This is a genomic window from Salinivibrio socompensis S35, from assembly GCF_000513715.1.
In the GTDB taxonomy this organism is placed as follows: domain Bacteria; phylum Pseudomonadota; class Gammaproteobacteria; order Enterobacterales; family Vibrionaceae; genus Salinivibrio; species Salinivibrio socompensis.
Genome location: NZ_AQOD01000171.1, coordinates 1 through 16,221, shown reverse-complemented (window position 1 = coordinate 16,221; position 16,221 = coordinate 1). Strand labels below are relative to the sequence as shown.

The 16,221-nt window shown below is 46.6% G+C and carries 14 protein-coding genes and 2 pseudogenes; all 16 read left to right on the top strand.

Translation table 11 applies throughout. From position 1 onward, the window contains the following. The first annotated feature begins 221 nt into the window (after positions 1 to 221). The gene (locus tag DZ54_RS0115840; protein WP_164831614.1) at positions 222 to 1,190 is read left to right on the top strand and encodes a capsule assembly Wzi family protein; all 969 of its coding nucleotides are present in this window, start codon (positions 222 to 224) and stop codon (positions 1,188 to 1,190) included. Positions 1,191 to 1,246: 56 nt separating this feature from the next. Next, positions 1,247 to 1,777 (top strand): hypothetical protein, encoded by a 531-nt coding sequence (locus tag DZ54_RS26420; RefSeq protein ID WP_240474048.1) that lies wholly within the window; start codon positions 1,247 to 1,249, stop codon positions 1,775 to 1,777. Beyond that, positions 1,744 to 3,795 (top strand): SLBB domain-containing protein, encoded by a 2,052-nt coding sequence (locus DZ54_RS22560; RefSeq protein ID WP_240474047.1) that lies wholly within the window; start codon positions 1,744 to 1,746, stop codon positions 3,793 to 3,795. The genes DZ54_RS26420 and DZ54_RS22560 overlap by 34 nt, the downstream gene beginning before the upstream one ends. Next, complete coding sequence (locus tag DZ54_RS26415) at positions 3,771 to 3,959, top strand: hypothetical protein (RefSeq protein ID WP_338057081.1); 189 nt, start codon at positions 3,771 to 3,773, stop codon at positions 3,957 to 3,959. Before DZ54_RS22560 ends, DZ54_RS26415 begins: the two co-directional genes overlap by 25 nt. 191 nt (positions 3,960 to 4,150) lie before the next feature. Beyond that, entirely contained in the window at positions 4,151 to 4,534 is a 384-nt protein-coding gene (locus DZ54_RS0115830; protein ID WP_025675136.1) for a four helix bundle protein, read from the top strand. A gap of 57 nt (positions 4,535 to 4,591) precedes the next feature. Continuing rightward, positions 4,592 to 5,559 (top strand): annotated as a pseudogene (locus DZ54_RS22555) (Wzz/FepE/Etk N-terminal domain-containing protein). After that, complete coding sequence (locus DZ54_RS0115820; RefSeq protein ID WP_025675135.1) at positions 5,552 to 7,342, top strand: ABC transporter ATP-binding protein; 1,791 nt, start codon at positions 5,552 to 5,554, stop codon at positions 7,340 to 7,342. The pseudogene DZ54_RS22555 and the gene DZ54_RS0115820 overlap by 8 nt, the downstream one beginning before the upstream one ends. 18 nt (positions 7,343 to 7,360) lie before the next feature. After that, positions 7,361 to 8,385: pseudogene (gene pseB, locus DZ54_RS22550) on the top strand (UDP-N-acetylglucosamine 4,6-dehydratase (inverting)). Beyond that, positions 8,382 to 9,542, top strand: coding sequence for a UDP-4-amino-4,6-dideoxy-N-acetyl-beta-L-altrosamine transaminase (gene pseC / locus DZ54_RS0115810; RefSeq protein WP_025675134.1), 1,161 nt, complete (start codon positions 8,382 to 8,384; stop codon positions 9,540 to 9,542). Before pseB ends, pseC begins: the two are co-directional and overlap by 4 nt. A gap of 1 nt (position 9,543) precedes the next feature. After that, a complete protein-coding gene (pseF, locus tag DZ54_RS0115805; protein WP_025675133.1) occupies positions 9,544 to 10,239 on the top strand; it encodes a pseudaminic acid cytidylyltransferase in 696 nt (231 codons plus the stop codon). 10 nt (positions 10,240 to 10,249) lie between these two features. After that, complete coding sequence (gene pseG, locus DZ54_RS0115800) at positions 10,250 to 11,758, top strand: UDP-2,4-diacetamido-2,4,6-trideoxy-beta-L-altropyranose hydrolase (protein WP_338057080.1); 1,509 nt, start codon at positions 10,250 to 10,252, stop codon at positions 11,756 to 11,758. Between the two features lie 19 nt (positions 11,759 to 11,777). Continuing rightward, the gene (gene pseI, locus DZ54_RS0115795; RefSeq protein ID WP_420804865.1) at positions 11,778 to 12,818 is read left to right on the top strand and encodes a pseudaminic acid synthase; all 1,041 of its coding nucleotides are present in this window, start codon (positions 11,778 to 11,780) and stop codon (positions 12,816 to 12,818) included. Continuing rightward, positions 12,815 to 14,182 carry a CgeB family protein gene (locus DZ54_RS0115790; RefSeq protein WP_025675130.1) on the top strand — a complete coding sequence of 456 codons (1,368 nt, stop codon included), beginning with the start codon at positions 12,815 to 12,817 and terminating at the stop codon, positions 14,180 to 14,182. Before pseI ends, DZ54_RS0115790 begins: the two co-directional genes overlap by 4 nt. Before the next feature lie 246 nt (positions 14,183 to 14,428). Beyond that, positions 14,429 to 15,355, top strand: coding sequence for a polysaccharide pyruvyl transferase family protein (locus DZ54_RS0115785; RefSeq protein ID WP_025675129.1), 927 nt, complete (start codon positions 14,429 to 14,431; stop codon positions 15,353 to 15,355). A 204-nt stretch (positions 15,356 to 15,559) separates the two neighbouring features. After that, positions 15,560 to 15,694 carry a hypothetical protein gene (locus DZ54_RS26935; RefSeq protein WP_276202074.1) on the top strand — a complete coding sequence of 45 codons (135 nt, stop codon included), beginning with the start codon at positions 15,560 to 15,562 and terminating at the stop codon, positions 15,692 to 15,694. A 136-nt stretch (positions 15,695 to 15,830) separates the two neighbouring features. Beyond that, positions 15,831 to 16,221 (top strand): ISAs1 family transposase (locus DZ54_RS0115775; protein ID WP_128080556.1); only part of this gene is annotated, 391 nt, incomplete at its 3' end.

The window sequence follows — 16,221 nt, the reverse complement described above, 5'->3', positions numbered from 1 at the left end:
CTCTCGGGCTCGGTGGAGGGTGTTGTGAGCTTTTTCTGCCAGTAATAGAACTGCGATGCTGCGCAATTGGTGCAGCTCGCACCAAGCAGCAATGGTGAGTTCACTGTCTTTGTGGTGCTGCAGGCGCTCTTGCCAAAGTTGCATCTTGTCTTCGCGTGTCATGATATAGCTCCGATAGTGAAGGGGCTATATCAATATCAGGTCATCGTGGTTATCTGAATGTGGGGAGAAATGGCCGCTTACGTCACGAATGGCTGATTGGGTCGGCGTATCAATACATGAGCAAACGCTTTGCTTTTAAAGTGGCCAATCAATACCGCCGTGATGCCAATGGCGATAAAGACTACACCTGGCAAGGCTCCTATTTGGCATTAAACGATGGCCGCTGGTTGTTTACCCTCGGTCAAATCGACCGCTGGTGGGGGCAAGGTTGGCAACATAACCTAATCTGGGGCAACCAATCGTCTCCCGCGCCCAGCGCCTCTGTGAGCTACTTAGGTGATCACACGCCTTTACTGGGCTTTTGGTCGTTTGAAGCTGTCTACCAGCTGCCCGACAAAACCGGTTACGACACCCACTGGGCAGCACGTCTGGTCAGCCAGCCGATTCGGCCGTTTCAACACGGGATCAGCTATCAAAAATGGCAAGATCCAAACGGCACACGACAAGTTAGCGAACAATGGGCATGGGATGCCAAGCTCGCTCTGCCAGCCTTTGATTGGCCCGTCGCTCACGCGGTGTACACTGAACTGGCCAGTAACTACCAAGGCCAAGAACTCGCAACCAGCTTAATCGGCTGGAGTGGGCAAACAGAGATCGCGCGGCAAAGCGTGCGCCTGGTGCTTGAGCAGCAAACCACGCACGATGGCTTTGAATCCTCGCTAGCAGACACGCCAGCCGTTGACCAACAGGTGTCCTCGGATCAATTAGGGGGCAACAGCACCACGTATGGGCTAGACAACAGCCGGTCGGTAGCGGTGTATACCCAATTCAGCAATGATCACGCCATCAAGCTAATGTTAGCCGATCGTGAACAAGCCACTCACAACTGGCAAGAAATAGAAGCCAGCTATCGTCTGCCCGTGGCAACCGCCATGGTCACCTTAGGCGCCAGCCGAACGGACGACGCTGCGCCTTATGTATCAGAGGCCAATACGCGCGTCTGGCTAAAATACCAGCTGCGGTTTTAACGGCAGTCATCGACATCAGCCATCACTGATAATAATAAGTACGGATCACGCTCATTATGTTAACGCTTTCATCTTCCATTACTCGGCCGCTCGGCGCTACCGTTATGCGCGGTCTGACCCGTTGTGCCCCCGCGCTATTGTCCTGTGCACCGGCACTATTACTTGGCGCGGCGATGCTTACAACGGCCCCGCACGCCGAGGCAGCGACCCCAACCGCCAGCCAGCTTCAGCAGTTAAAACAACTGCCAAGAGCGCAACAAGAGCAGCTTGCCCGTCAATACGGGGTGGATTTAGATAGCTTATCGACCAACAACAGTGACAAAGACGCCCAAAACGCCAATACAGCGCCCGACACCCCCGAGCGCATCGGCGGTGAGCAAAGCCCATCGGATAACGTACGGCACCCAGGCAAGGCCTCAAACCAAGATGATGATGCACTAAAACCCTTTGGCTATGCCTTTTTTGATGGCAAACCTGCCTCTATGGCCTCGATTGATGATTTACCGCTGCCAAGCGATTATCAAATCGGCCAGGTGACACCCTCGATATCCAAGTGTTCGGTAAAGAAAACCAGCAGTACCAACTGACCGTAAAGCGTGATGGCAATATCCATTTCCCCAAATACGGCCCCATGCAAGTCGCTGGACAAACCTTTGGCAAGGTGCGTGAACAAATCAAAGCCATGTTCGAGCAGCGCGTCATTGGGGTGAATGTCACCGTTGACATCGGCGCCATGCGCACCATGCAGGTATATCTAGCGGGCGATGTGAAACAACCCGGCGCGTATACCGTTAACGGCCTAACCACAGTGACCCAAGCCTTGCTAGCCAGTGGTGGAATAAAAACCAGTGGCTCATTACGCAATATTCAGCTCAAGCGCAATGGCAAGATCATTGAAACCCTAGATCTTTACGACCTGCTGCTTGCCGGCGATAGCAGCAACGACGTGCGTCTGTTAAAAGGCGATACCTTGTTTGTGCCAGCGCGCGGTGCCCAAGTGGCCGTTGAGGGTGAAGTACTACGCCCGGCCTTGTATGAGCTTAACGGCTCGACCACGCTAAGTAAGGCTATCAACATGGCCGGTGGCGCCCTGCCAGAAGGGTACCTGTCTAGCATCAGCGTTAAACGCGTGACCGAATCGGGCATTCAGCAGTTTAGCTTGGACATGAGCACCGCCAAAGGCCAAGGCTTTACCGTGAAAAACGGTGATGACATTAAAATTGCTAAAAGTAACGATGCACTCGATAACGCCGTGGTGCTGCGTGGCGAGGTGGTGCGCCAAGGCGCATATAACTTCGAGCCGGGCATGACTATCGCCGATCTCGTTAGCAACACCCAACGTGACTTAAAACCCACCGCCGATCTCAATTATGCGCTGGTGGTACGCGAAATCGACGCTGAGCGCAACATTGAAGTGTTGCAATTTAAACTGGGCCAAGCCATTGACCACCCCAACTCATCCGATAACTTGCGCTTGCAACAAGGCGATCAGGTGTTTGTGTTTAACAACGGCATCGATAGCCAATATTGGGATCAGCGTCAATCAGCAAAAGTGGACAAGTCACGCCTCAATAACAAAACCAGTGGCGATACCTATATTGATGCAGAAACCGGCGCCGAAGTGCAAAACCAAAGCAAACAAAACGAAAAAAAACTGGCGAAAAAACTCTCTGAACGCGATGACGAAGGCGAACGCTCGCTACGTGAACAAGAGCTTGAGCCCATTATTGAGCGCTTAAAAGATCAAGCTAACAACCAGTACAACGCGGCGATTGTTGAACTGGGTGGCGCGGTGAAATACCCAGGCGTGTATCCACTACTGGCCAATGGCTCGTTTGAGCAACTGTTGGATGCCGCCGGCGGGCTAACCGAAGCCGCCTACCTGCGCCAAGCCGAAATCACCCGCCGTCAAGTGGTGGAGGGCCGCTTAACCGTGCGTCATTACCCCATTAATGTCGACAAAGCCATCAAAGGCGAGGGCCCGCAGTTTGCCATTCATCGCCAAGACCGAATCAATATCAAAACCAAGCCCAACTGGCATAAAAACAACACCATTGAGCTACAAGGTGAAGTGCGCTTCCCTGGTGTGTATGCTTTTGAGCGTGGCGAGACCATTCAAGATGTGATTGAACGCGCTGGTGGCCTGACCGAATTCGCTTACCCGAAAGGGTCGGTATTTAGCCGTGAACGACTCAAACGCCAAGAAGAAGAGCGCCTTAAAATGCTCAACCGTCAGCTGCAACAAGAGATCAGCAGCCTGGCCCTGCGTCGCCAAACCAGCAGCGCTCAGTATACAACCAGCCCGTCAGAAGCCTTATCATTAGCCGAAGAGCTACAAAACGCCGAAGCGGTGGGCCGCATGGTGATCTCACTGCCACGGGCTCTCAAAGGCGATGAAGTCGCCAACATTATGGTTGAAAGCGGCGACAAGCTTTACGTGCCACCGAAAAACCCGGTGGTCAGCATTATGGGCGAAGTGCAATTCACCTCAAACCAGCTGTTTGAGCCGGGCATGACCGTCAGCGACTACATTGAATCCGCCGGCGCACCAAGCAACAAGCCGACACCGACCGCATCTACGTGGTCCGCGCCGACGGCTCAGTGATGATGCCCAACAACAGTTTTTGGTTTAGTCGCAGTCAAAAACAACTCGAACCGGGTGATACCATCATCGTGCCAATCGACACCGACTACCTAGACGGCCTAAGCACCGCCTCCACCGCCACCCAAATCCTCATACCAAATGGGCGTAGCCTGGAAAGCGGTTAAGGATTAAAGTGGGGAAAGCAGTCTAGAGCACGCATTGGTTTTTTTGCTCTTTGCGTGCTCTGTATTCATTCATCGATAATCGGGAGTGAGAGTACGGAGCGCTTCGCTTACGGAATACGGAGAAGAGCAATAACCGCAGTGCACGCACTGGCTGCTTTTTAATAACAGGGATTCTTAGATAAGGACATCTATTGAGATTCAAAAAGTTAAAAGTCTGGCAAAGCGCGTGTCGTTTATCTTGCGATATTTACAAGACAATGCGTACCTGTAACGACTACGGCTTTAAAGATCAAATCACCCGCTCTGGTTTATCGATACCATCGAATATCGCAGAGGGCGAAGAAAGAGAGTCTGTTAAAGACCAACTGAGATTTCTCAATATTGCAAAGTCGTCAACGGCAGAGCTCATTACTCAAATTTATATAGGCATAGAGATTGGATATATAGAAAAAACGGCAGGGTTATCATGGATAAATGATACTGAAACCATTGCAGCGAGTATCGGGCGGTTATCCAAAACAAAGCAAACGCGGGTAAACGAAGACCCCGCTGACTATATGCACCTCGATAACTAGTCTTTTTCTGTATTCTGTATTCCGTATTCTGTATTCCGTAATCATTGAATCAAACTTATGAACTCAAATTTAAAAGAACACTACCCATATCCTCCCATCTCGCAGCAGGTAGATTCTGACGAAATCGACCTCCGCGAGCTATTCGCCGCGTTATGGCAAGGCAAGTGGCTGATCATTGCGATCACCTTTGTGTTTGCCGTGGGTGGGGTGGGGTATTCACTCTCTCTACCAATACCTACAAATCTGAAGCCTTGCTGGCGCCGGCGAATGAATCCGGCGGCGGGGGCTTGGCCAGTATGGCCGGGCAGTTAGGCGGCTTAGCCTCGCTAGCCGGAGTGAACCTTGGCAGCGGCGGGGGCAGTGAAACGCAAATTGCGCTGGCGACCTTGCAATCACGCCAGTTTATTGGCAATTTTGTACACAAGCACCAGTTAGCGGTGCCGTTGGCGGCGACCGAAGGGTGGGATGCAGAAACCAATCAATGGCTGATTAATGCAGACCGTTATAACCCAGAGACGCAAACCTGGTTAAAATCGGACGATGCGCCCGCGGACCAGCCAGCGATGCCAACGGATTGGAAATTATATAAAGCGTTTTCATCCAAGCTAGAAACCAATACCCAAAAAGACAACGGCTTAATCACTATTAGCTTTGAGTCACAGTCGCCGGTGTTTGCGCAACAAGTGGTGGAGCTGTTAGTGAATAACATCAACGCTCATGTTAAAAAAGAGAAACTGGCCGAAACCAAAACCAATATCGGCTACTTACGCCAACAGCTAGAAAACACCAACCTCACCCAAATGCAGAATGTGTTCTACCAGCTGATTGAAGAGCAAACCAAAAGCTTGATGCTTGCCGAAGTGCAAGACGAATTTGTGTTTAAAACCGTCGACCCGGCCATTGTCCCCGAAGAAAAAGCCAGCCCCAAACGCGCATTGATCTGTGTGCTGGCAACGCTACTTGGCGGTATGCTAGGGGTAGCGATTGTGTTGGTGAGATTTGCGTTTAGGAAAGAAGATGTATAACCGTTTAAAAACGCTATTTAATTTATTAACAGCGAATCAACGCAAAAAGCTCATCCGGTTACAATTATTGGTTGTGTTGATGGCTTTCGCTGAGCTAACTGGCGTTGTCGCGATTGGCCCTTTTATGGCTTTAGTTGGCGATATCAGCCAACTTCAAGGAGAAGGCAAGTTCGCACAGCTCTATCACTACAGCGGGCTAGCCAATCCAAGTGACTTTATCTTTTGGGTAGGTGTCATTGTACTTGTTGCTCTTGCCATTGCGGCAATGATTTCTATGTACACTATTTGGCGCCTTTCGTTGTATGCACAGCAAGTCGGTGCGGAGCTATCAACGCGTCTTTACCGCTATTACATGAGTCAGCCTTGGCTCTTTCATGCGGCGGGCAGTAGTAGTCAGCTAACTAACAAAGTTGCGCAAGAGATTAATAGGGTCACCCAGGCAATAATTCAACCAACGATGCAGCTGGTTTCTAAATCAGTTCTTGCGATAGTAATGGCAACGGCCATCTTTATTTATAACCCATTGGTTGCCTTGGCTGGTTTGGCTATCCTTGCGTTTGCTTACATCATTCTCTATCGGACGGTACGTAAAAAACTATCGCAAAACGGCATTAATATTACCAATGCCAATCGCCAACGTTTCACCTTAATGAATGAAGGGTTTGGTGGGATAAAAGATACGTTATTACTGGGCCGCCAAACTGACTTTAACCAGCGCTACCAAAATGCTAGTGAACGCTTTGGTTATGCGCAAGGTCGTAACCGTGGATTATCACAAGTTCCACGTTATGCGATGGAGCTTGTCGCGTTTGGCACGGTGATTTTCCTCGTACTTTATCTAGTTAAAACACACGATGGTAATTTAGGACAAATCTTACCCATTTTATCGGTTTATGCTTTAGCCGGCTTCAAGTTGCTCCCCGCATTTCAGCAGATTTATACGGGAGTGGCACAAATTCGCGGTAACTTATCGGCGTTTGATAACCTTGAGGCCGATCTTATTGCGAGCCAATACGTGGCTGAAATTAGCCCTACGCGTGACAAGCTCAAGCCTGAGTATCAGGTGCGGCTTGACAATGTGACCTTTCAATACCCAGGAAAAGAAGAACCCGCTCTGCGCAGTTTGTCTCTCGACCTACCCGTTAACCAGGTGATTGGTTTAGTGGGTGCGTCAGGATCAGGTAAATCAACAGCCATTGATATTTTGCTCGGCCTTATTGAGCCTAGCCAAGGTAGCTTAAAGGTCGATGGAAAGCCAATCACTGCCGATAACGTGCGTGCATGGCAGAATAATATTGGTTTTGTGCCGCAGAGTATTTTCCTTTCTGATGCCACTATTCGTGAAAACATCGCCTTTGGCTTACCCGTTGACGAAATTGACGAGCAGAAAGTGCTAAAAGCCGCCAAGATGGCGCATTTAGAAGAGTTACTCGAACAGCTGCCAAACGGTTTAGATACCCGAGTTGGGGAGCGCGGTGTGCAGCTGTCAGGCGGTCAACGACAACGGATTGGCATTGCTCGCGCACTGTATGATGATGCAGATGTATTAGTGCTTGATGAGGCCACCAGTGCGTTAGACGGCATTACTGAAAAGCTGGTGATGGATGCCATCCATGATTTTGCTGGCAATAAAACCATCATTATGATCGCGCACCGGCTCAGTACTGTTCAGCAGTGTGATTGTATCTATATGCTTGAACAGGGCAAAGTGGTGGATCACGGTACGTATGCTGAGTTACTAAATAAAAATCTCGAATTTAAAAAAATGGCTAGTCATAGCTAAATCTATCGGAATATCTCAATGCTAAACAACAAAACAGTCCTTATCACCGGCGGCACCGGCTCGTTCGGTAAGCAGTTCATTCAAACCATTCTTACTCGTTACGCCGACGTAAAGAAAATTATTATCTATTCGCGTGACGAGCTAAAGCAGTTTGAGCTCAAACAGCTGTATCCGCAAAGTGAGTACCCACAGCTGCGTTTTTTCATCGGTGATGTGCGTGATAGAGAGCGCATGGTGCAAGCGTGCGAAGAGGTAGATGTGATCATCCACGCGGCAGCGATCAAGCAGGTTGACACCGCCGAGTACAACCCGACCGAATGTATTCGCACCAATATTGATGGTGCAGAGAATGTGATTAACGCCGCATTGAAGTGCGGGGTGAACAATGTGGTGGCACTTTCTACCGACAAAGCTTGCGCACCGATAAACCTCTATGGCGCGACCAAGCTTGCATCAGACAAGCTGTTTACGGCGGCAAACAACATCAAAGGTTCGCGTGACCTAAAGTTTAGTGTGGTCCGCTACGGCAATGTCATGGGCTCTCGCGGCTCAGTGATCCCGTTCTTTTTGAAAAAGCGCCATGAGGGCGTGTTGCCAATCACCCATGAAGACATGACCCGCTTTAATATCTCGCTACAAGATGGCGTCGATATGGTGATGTACGCGCTTGAAAATCATCTCGGCGGTGAAATCTTTGTACCGAAAATCCCAAGCTACAAAATCTTGGATGTGGCCAAAGCCGTGGCACCTGATTGTGAAGTTAAAGTCATTGGTGTTCGCCCTGGCGAGAAGCTGCACGAAGAAATGATCACCGATACCGACTCGCTCAACACCATTGATCTGGGAAATTATTACGCCATCCTCCCGTCTGTGTCTCATACCCATACCGAACAAGCATACATGACGCACCACAAAGCGGAAAAAGTGCCGTTGGGTTTAAATATAACTCGGGCACCAATGAAGATTGGGAAAGCGTTGACAGCTTACGTGAAAAGATAAAGCAATATATTGACCCTGATTTTGAGGTGGTAGCAAGCAAATGATCCCTTACGGCAAGCAAGACATCACGCAAGATGATATCGATGCAGTGGTTGATGTGCTGCATTCGGATTTTCTCACCCAGGGGCCAAAGGTCCCTGCGTTCGAACAAGCCATCGCAACGTATACCGGCGCACAGCACGCGCTTGCCGTCAATAGCGCGACCTCTGCTCTGCACATCGCCTGTCTCGCGCTCGGGCTTGGTAATGGCGATTATCTCTGGACCACGCCGATTACCTTCGTGGCCTCAGCCAATTGTGGGCGCTATTGCGGCGCAGAGGTGGATTTTGTCGATATCGACCCGGCCACTTACAACCTGTGCCCGAAACAACTTGAAGCCAAACTCAAACATGCAAAAGTAAATGGCACACTACCTAAAGTCTTGATTGCGGTGCATTTGTGTGGCCAGTCTTGTGATATGCAAGCGATAGGGCGACTAGCTGACGAATATGGCTTTAAAGTGATAGAAGATGCTTCCCACGCCATTGGTGGCAAGTATCAAAACAAGCCCATCGGTTGTGGCCAGTATTCAGACATTACCGTGTTCAGCTTTCACCCGGTAAAAATTGTGACGACCGCAGAGGGCGGGGTTGCCGTGACGAATGATGACACCTTAGCCAAGTATATGGCGCTTTATCGCAGTCATGGGGTGACACGCGATCTGTCGCTGATGGAAGGTGAGAGCCACGGAGACTGGTATTATCAGCAAGTGGCGCTTGGCTACAATTATCGGATGACAGAGCTGCAAGCCGCACTCGGGCTAAGCCAAATGCAGCGCGTGGATCAGTTTGTCAGTGCCCGCCATCGCCTTGCCGCCCGTTACAATGAAAAATTGCAAGGGCTCCCCGTGGTATTGCCGTACCAGTTGAGCGACACCTATTCGGGGTTGCATCTTTATGTCATTCGTCTTCAATTGGCTAAACTGTCAAAGACCCACAAGCAAGTGTTTGATGCGTTGCGGCAACACGGCATCGGTGTGAACGTGCATTATATTCCTGTCCACACCCAACCGTATTACCAGCAGATCGGCTTTGGTCAAGGCGACTACCCACATGCTGAGCAATACTACCAAGAAGCGATATCGTTACCGATGTTTCATGCCATGACCGATGAGCAGCAAGACACGGTAAGTAATGTCTTAGCAGCGATACTGGCGGAGTAACATGAATATTGCGATTATTCCTGCGCGTGGCGGCAGTAAACGAATCCCGAGAAAAAACATCAAGCCATTTCATGGTAAGCCGATGATTGCTTATTCGATTGAAGCGGCGATCGCCTCGGGCTGTTTTGATAAGGTCATTGTGTCAACAGACGATCAAGATATCGCAGATGTCGCGACGCAATACGGCGCGGAGGTGCCATTTTTGCGCCCGGCAAAGATTGCCGATGACTATGCGACCACGATGGATGTGATGGCTCACGCGATTCAGTGGTGCCAAGATGCAGGTTTTAATATTGAAGCTGTGTGCTGCTTATATGCCACTGCGCCGTTTGTTCAGGCTGCCGATCTCAAGGCTGGCTATCAGTTGCTAAACACGGAAAACGTCCAGTTTGCCTTTAGTGCTACCTCTTTCCCGTTTCCTATCCAGCGTGCGATTAAATTAGATGCAAACGGTGCTGTGTCTATGTTCTCGCCAGAGCAGGAGCAAGTCCGATCACAAGATCTGGAAGAGGCCTATCACGACGCTGGCCAGTTCTATTGGGGTAAAGCCAGTGCGTTTCTCAATAAGCTGTCGATATTCTCACCACATTCTAAGGCCGTACTTTTACCACGTCATCGTGTCCAAGATATCGACACGCCTGAAGACTGGGACATTGCCGAGTCACTCTTTTCAGCCTTAAAACTATCGAATAAATAGCGTGGCAAAAATGATGAAAGTGGTATTTCGCGTTGATGCCTCGGTTTGGATTGGCAGTGGGCATGTGATGCGGTGCTTAGTGCTTGCGGATGAATTAGCAAAAAATGGCCATGATGTAACCTTCGCGTGTTTACCGTTAGAAGGCGATATGCGTGCGTTTATCGGTGAGCGGGGTTTTAACGTCATCACGCTGACGGCACCCGATCACGTCGTGAAACCGGCGCACGATGCTGACTACGTCGCATGGTTGCCAAAGCTAATCCCCGACGATGCGCACGATTTTATTAATCACGTGCATGAAGCAGAGGTGGTTGTCACCGATCACTATGCGATTGAAAAACAGTGGCATGAAATCGTTCGCGCGAGGCTTAACTGTAACATTGTCGCCATTGATGATCTTGTGCGCACCCATAGCGCGGACATCATTATTGATCAAACCTTGGGGCGTCAAGCATCAGATTATCAGGCACTGAGCGCTAACGTGCTCGCAGGCAGCGATTATGCATTATTATCACGCCCGTTTTCCCGACAAAGAGAATGTGCGCTATCTCGAACATTGACGTGCCGTCCGCCTCGCGTCCTTATCTCAATGGGTGGCATTGATGCCCCTAATGCCACGCTAACTGTGCTAAAGGCTATACACCCTCACGTCAATGTAACGTTTACGGTCTTACTCTCGTCAAGAGCGCCTCATTATCATGAGGTAAAACAGTGGTGCTCAAATCATGACAATGTTAGCCATGTAGACTTTGTGGCCGATATGGCCAGTCTTATGATGAGCCATGATATGGCTATTGGCGCACCGGGAACAACCAGCTGGGAGCGAGCATGCTTAGGGCTTCCCAATATCCTTGTTCCCTTGGCTGATAATCAAAAGATGGTTTGTGAGCAACTGGTGAAGCATAATGCGGCGATAAAAGTGACGCTCGATGAGATTCCAACTCGCCTACTGCACGCGTACCAGAGCACCTTGAATCAGTGGGAAGCGTTTAAATCCGCTAACCTAGCATTGTGTGATGGCCGTGGTGTAAAAAGAGCCGTGTTTGAGCTCGAACAACTGTGCGTTGATAATGTGAATAGCTATCGTCTTGAGCGCGCATGCAGCCAACAAGATATTGAGTTGGTTTATCAATGGCAATGTCATCCTAATACAAGAAAATATGCGCTTAACCCCAATACGCCTACATGGGAAGAGCATTATTCATGGATGTCGACAAAACTCCAAGCGTTCAATGACTATTTTTACATGATCACAGCGCGGCATAGTGGAAAAAAAGTCGGTGCAATACGCCTAGATCGACAGCGTGCCGATCACTACCTTGTGTCCATTTTTATTCATCCCAATAATTATGGACAGGGGATTGGCGCGCAAGCATTAGCGATCATTGACATCATTCATCCCGATGTCACTGTGCATGCCACCGTTTTGAAAGAAAATATTCCGTCGCAACGGCTTTTCCAAAAAGCTGGTTACCAACAAACTGACGAAGAAACTTACATTCGATACCCCATTCAGTGAGGCCATTGTGAACCCATTTATGACCATAGACGGCCGGAAAATCGGCCCAGATCATCCGCCGTATATTATTGCAGAGCTGTCCGCGAACCATAATGGCGATATTAACCGCGCCTTTCAAATCATGGAACAAGCGAAAAAAGCGGGCGCTGATGCGATAAAACTGCAAACCTATACGCATGACACCATTACTCTGGACTGTGATAGTGAAGATTTTCAAATTCATGGCGGCCTTTGGGATGGGCAAACCTTGTACGAACTGTACAAAGGTGCACACATGCCGTGGGAGTGGCACAAACCACTGTTTGAGAAAGCCAAAGAGTTGGGTATCACCATTTTCAGCTCTCCCTTCGATTTTACCGCCGTAGACTTATTAGAAGAGCTGGATGCGCCAGCTTATAAAATTGCGTCTTTTGAAGTGATTGATTTGCCGCTTATTAAGCGGGTCGCGCAAACGGGCAAACCCATGATTATCTCCACAGGGATGGCGAACGAACAAGAGATTGCTGACGCGATTAAAACAGCGAAAGACAATGGATGCCAAGAGCTAGTAGTACTGCACTGTGTGAGTGGCTACCCCGCCCCGGCTGACCAATATAATCTGCGCACCATCGCAGACATCGCTGAGCGCTTCAACGTACTGTCTGGGCTATCCGATCATACCATTGACAATGCGACAGCGGTCACGTCTGTTGCGCTGGGCGCTTGTTTAATCGAAAAGCATGTCACGTTAGATCGCAATGGCGGTGGTGCTGATGATAGCTTTTCACTAGAACCAGCAGAGCTGGCTGCATTATGTCGTGATACAAAAACGGCATGGCAAGCATTGGGAAAAGTGAACTATGAACGGACTGAGGCGGAAAAAGGCAATGTAAAATTCCGCCGCTCGTTATATATAGTGAAAGATATCAAAGCCGGCGACGTGTTAACCGAGGAGCATGTGCGCAGTATTCGACCAGGGTTTGGTTTAGCGCCGAAACATTTAGAGTCAGTATTAGGGAAGAAGGCAACGCAAGATATTGCGCGCGGAACACCGTTAAAGTTTGAGCTTTTAGAAAAATGAATACAATCATTCAGTCCTTAGAAATATTAAAGCGAGAACCAGAACAATGGATATCTTATCTTCATGGACAAAAGTACGAAGAGTTAAGTCATTTACAGGAACGCCCAAGACTAAAGGGGAAGCTATTACGCGTTGTGAGCCTCTATTATAATGCTATAAAAAACATTAAGATTTTTAATGAACCCCCTCGCGAAAGTCATGATTTTCTCATACTGGCTGGCACTCAAAATCAGAAGTCCGCCTTAACGGGTTTGATGAATAGTCTGAAAAGTTATAAGAGACCTATCGTTTGTATTTCACCAGAAGACAAAATAGAAAAAAAAGATATTCATGCTGGCTATTTCAAACCACTTAAGTTTTCGATAAAAGATATAATTAACTCTCTTGCTCTTAATGTAATGCGATATAAAGATATTTCAAGAGCATTCAGAGAAAGAGACCATGAACTATTAGCAGATAAGCTAGATAAGTTTTTTTTGGTTCATCTCTATTTATTATACTTTAATCGAGTTATTGAAGAGATAAAGCCATCTTATGTTATCGTGAGTAATGATCACAATAATATGAATAGAGCGCTCATTGCAGTTGCTCATTACAAGGGGATCAAAACCGTTTACTTACAGCATGCGTCTGTCAGTAATATCTTCCCAACTTTAAATTTTGACTATGCATTTTTAGACGGAATCTCTGCTTTAGAAACATACAAAGAGTGCGAAAGTAACTGTCCTCCAGGTTTAGAAATTAAAAGAAACCGACAAGTGTTTCTTTCTGGACAAAAAAAGACAATAAGGCAAGCAGATCGTTACGGTCGAGAACTAATTGGTATAGCCCCGAACGCCCTAGATAAAGATAACGATATAAAGCGACTAGTTGAACAGTTAATTCAAGAAGGCTACAAACCACTAGTAAGATGGCATCCCGGATTAGGGATACGAAAAGTCGAGAAGTTAAAGTCTACATTAGGTGATATGGTTAATTTTTCAGACCCGAGGTTTGATAGCCTGAGTGAATTTTTCAATAAAAGTATTAGTATAATCGCAGGTAACAGTAGTATTCTTCTTGAAGCAGCACTTGCAGGCCTAACGCCAATCTATTATCAAATCACGAAGTCATCAGTACAAGACTATTACGGATATGTCGAAAAAGGTATCTCAATCGAGTGCAAGTGTCTAGATGAAATTGAGTCTTACATCTCAAAAATTGAATCGGGTAATTTGAATATTAAAAGTGAAAATATTCGCTACTTCAGTTCAACTTATGAAACTGAATGGTTTGGTAAAGAGGGTAAGTTAGTAGCGCGAATCTTAATGTCTATTTCAAGTGGCGAAGAACCTTTATTTAAACCAATAATTTTGGATAAGTAAATATATGAAAAGTACTATGCTATTATAAACAGGTTTTCACCTTTATTTTACTTCTTTAAAATAGTGAATAGAATGTATTTAAATGGTCTGATTTTAATTTAGTTTTTAAACTTTCTTAACCCTCGAATGCAACATTATAAATCTACCATAGAAGTCAATAATTCTAATGCGCCTTCTAAAAAATCATAAAATAGAATGTTGGTGTGTTTTTTACCTTAACAAACACTAAGGAAGAGTATAACTAAAATGAAAAGATATGCGATAATATCAACTTACCCAGAGCACGGTTCAAAAAACATAGGTGACCAATTAATAACCAAATCATTAGTTGAAGCAATTAAAGATATAAAGGGGGATAACTGTATTATAGAGACTTTTTGGAGGGAGGACTGTTGGAGCAATATTAAGGAAAGTCTTTGTAGGTGTGATGCTGTTATCTTTGCTTGTTTAGCTATTCGCAACGAAATGACTACTAAACAGTATCCTTATATTAAAAATTTAATTGACTCTAAAATCCCACTTTATATTATATCTGCCGGGACGGCCTTACCAATAAACTCTATAGATAAAAAAGTTATATCGGATCTTTCATTAGAAACAAAAGAATGCTTGCAAGCTCTTGATGAAAACGCTGTTGTTTTCGGAACAAGAGGATATCTTTCCCAATTGTTCATGGAAAAGGTTGGGTCAACACGATCTCACTTTACTGGGGACATAGCGTTTTATGACAAAGAATGGTCCGAAGAATCTTTTAAAATAGGATCTAATGTCAAAAACATTGTTATTTCAGATCCACACTACGCAGGACAGTATCTGAGTGCACTAGAGAAACTGGTTGATGATATATTGAAAGTGTTTCCTAAAGCTGAATTAAAAATAGCATTACACGGTAATGAAAGTATAACTCGCGAATTCGCTGATAAGAGAAACATATCTTACCAAAAAATATATGAGAATAAACAAAATGGGCTTAGTATCTACGATGACGCAGACTTGCACGTAGGGTTTAGAGTCCATGGACATGTTTCTATGCTAAAGCGAAGGAAATATTCCTATTTATTAGAGCAAGACGGGCGAGGCTGCGATTATGGACTAACCATCAATAGAAAAATATCGGTGCCATGTTATAGAACTCTACCAACACAGGGAGTCATGTTTAWGATAGAATTTTAAACTAGTCAAAGAATAAATACTTCCTAGAAACAAAAATGATTGTTGACTTAAAAGCTATTGATCAAATCATCGCGATAATAAAACAGGACAAAAACGATTTTTTTGAGAAGTTTTCTGGGCTAGAAAAACAATTAGAATCCTTTGTCAATCGTTTACGTGATGATATAGGTCAGCTACCATAACCCTAGGAGGCAGGGCGAGCGCATGAGTGTTCATTTTTCAACCATCGCCGGTATGCCTTCGACTAAAACTTTCTCTAAGAAGCTGGGATTGATGAGACAGCGCTTCCCCCAGGGAAAACGCATGAAGATCCGCGCCATTACTGGGCTAGCGATTTAATGACTTAGTTGTCAATTAAGGCTTAAAACCGTGCGTTGTACCATGTTTATTAATTAAAATGAGTGAAAATAAAGGATCAATTTGTTGATCATTTTCAGTGCGATTTAATGGTCTCCTAACGTTTAGGAGATTAAAAATGACAGAAGAAAAAAGTCCATTTATGCATTTCGTCTCCATCAAAGATATTCGCCAAGAAGGTAAAGTTGAACATACGTTATCAGATATTATTTTGATAACGATCTGTGCGGTGCTTTCTGGCCATGATACTTGGAAAGGCATTAGTGATTATGGCCGTAAGCAGCGCGATTTCTTATTACGTTTTGGCTTTTCAGGTAAAACGTCACCGTCGGCAGATACGATCGCAAGAGTGATGGGAACCATCAGTCCAAAGGCATTACAAAAAGCCTTTATAGAATGGATGAAATCGTGTCATGAATTAACGGATGGCGAAGTGGTTGCCATTGATGGAAAAACACTAAGGGGCTCATATAATCGAGCAACAGACCAAGCTGCTATTCATATGGTTA

Bases quoted from the DNA above. Each gene is read 5' to 3' on its own strand.
- DZ54_RS26420 (WP_240474048.1), top strand. From the start codon at position 1,247: ATGTTAACGCTTTCATCTTCCATTACTCGGCCGCTCGGCGCTACCGTT.
- DZ54_RS0115820 (WP_025675135.1), top strand. From the start codon at position 5,552: ATGTATAACCGTTTAAAAACGCTATTTAATTTATTAACAGCGAATCAA.
- pseC (WP_025675134.1), top strand. From the start codon at position 8,382: ATGATCCCTTACGGCAAGCAAGACATCACGCAAGATGATATCGATGCA.
- pseF (WP_025675133.1), top strand. From the start codon at position 9,544: ATGAATATTGCGATTATTCCTGCGCGTGGCGGCAGTAAACGAATCCCG.
- pseG (WP_338057080.1), top strand. From the start codon at position 10,250: ATGATGAAAGTGGTATTTCGCGTTGATGCCTCGGTTTGGATTGGCAGT.
- pseI (WP_420804865.1), top strand. From the start codon at position 11,778: ATGACCATAGACGGCCGGAAAATCGGCCCAGATCATCCGCCGTATATT.
- DZ54_RS0115790 (WP_025675130.1), top strand. From the start codon at position 12,815: ATGAATACAATCATTCAGTCCTTAGAAATATTAAAGCGAGAACCAGAA.
- DZ54_RS26935 (WP_276202074.1), top strand. From the start codon at position 15,560: ATGAGTGTTCATTTTTCAACCATCGCCGGTATGCCTTCGACTAAAACT.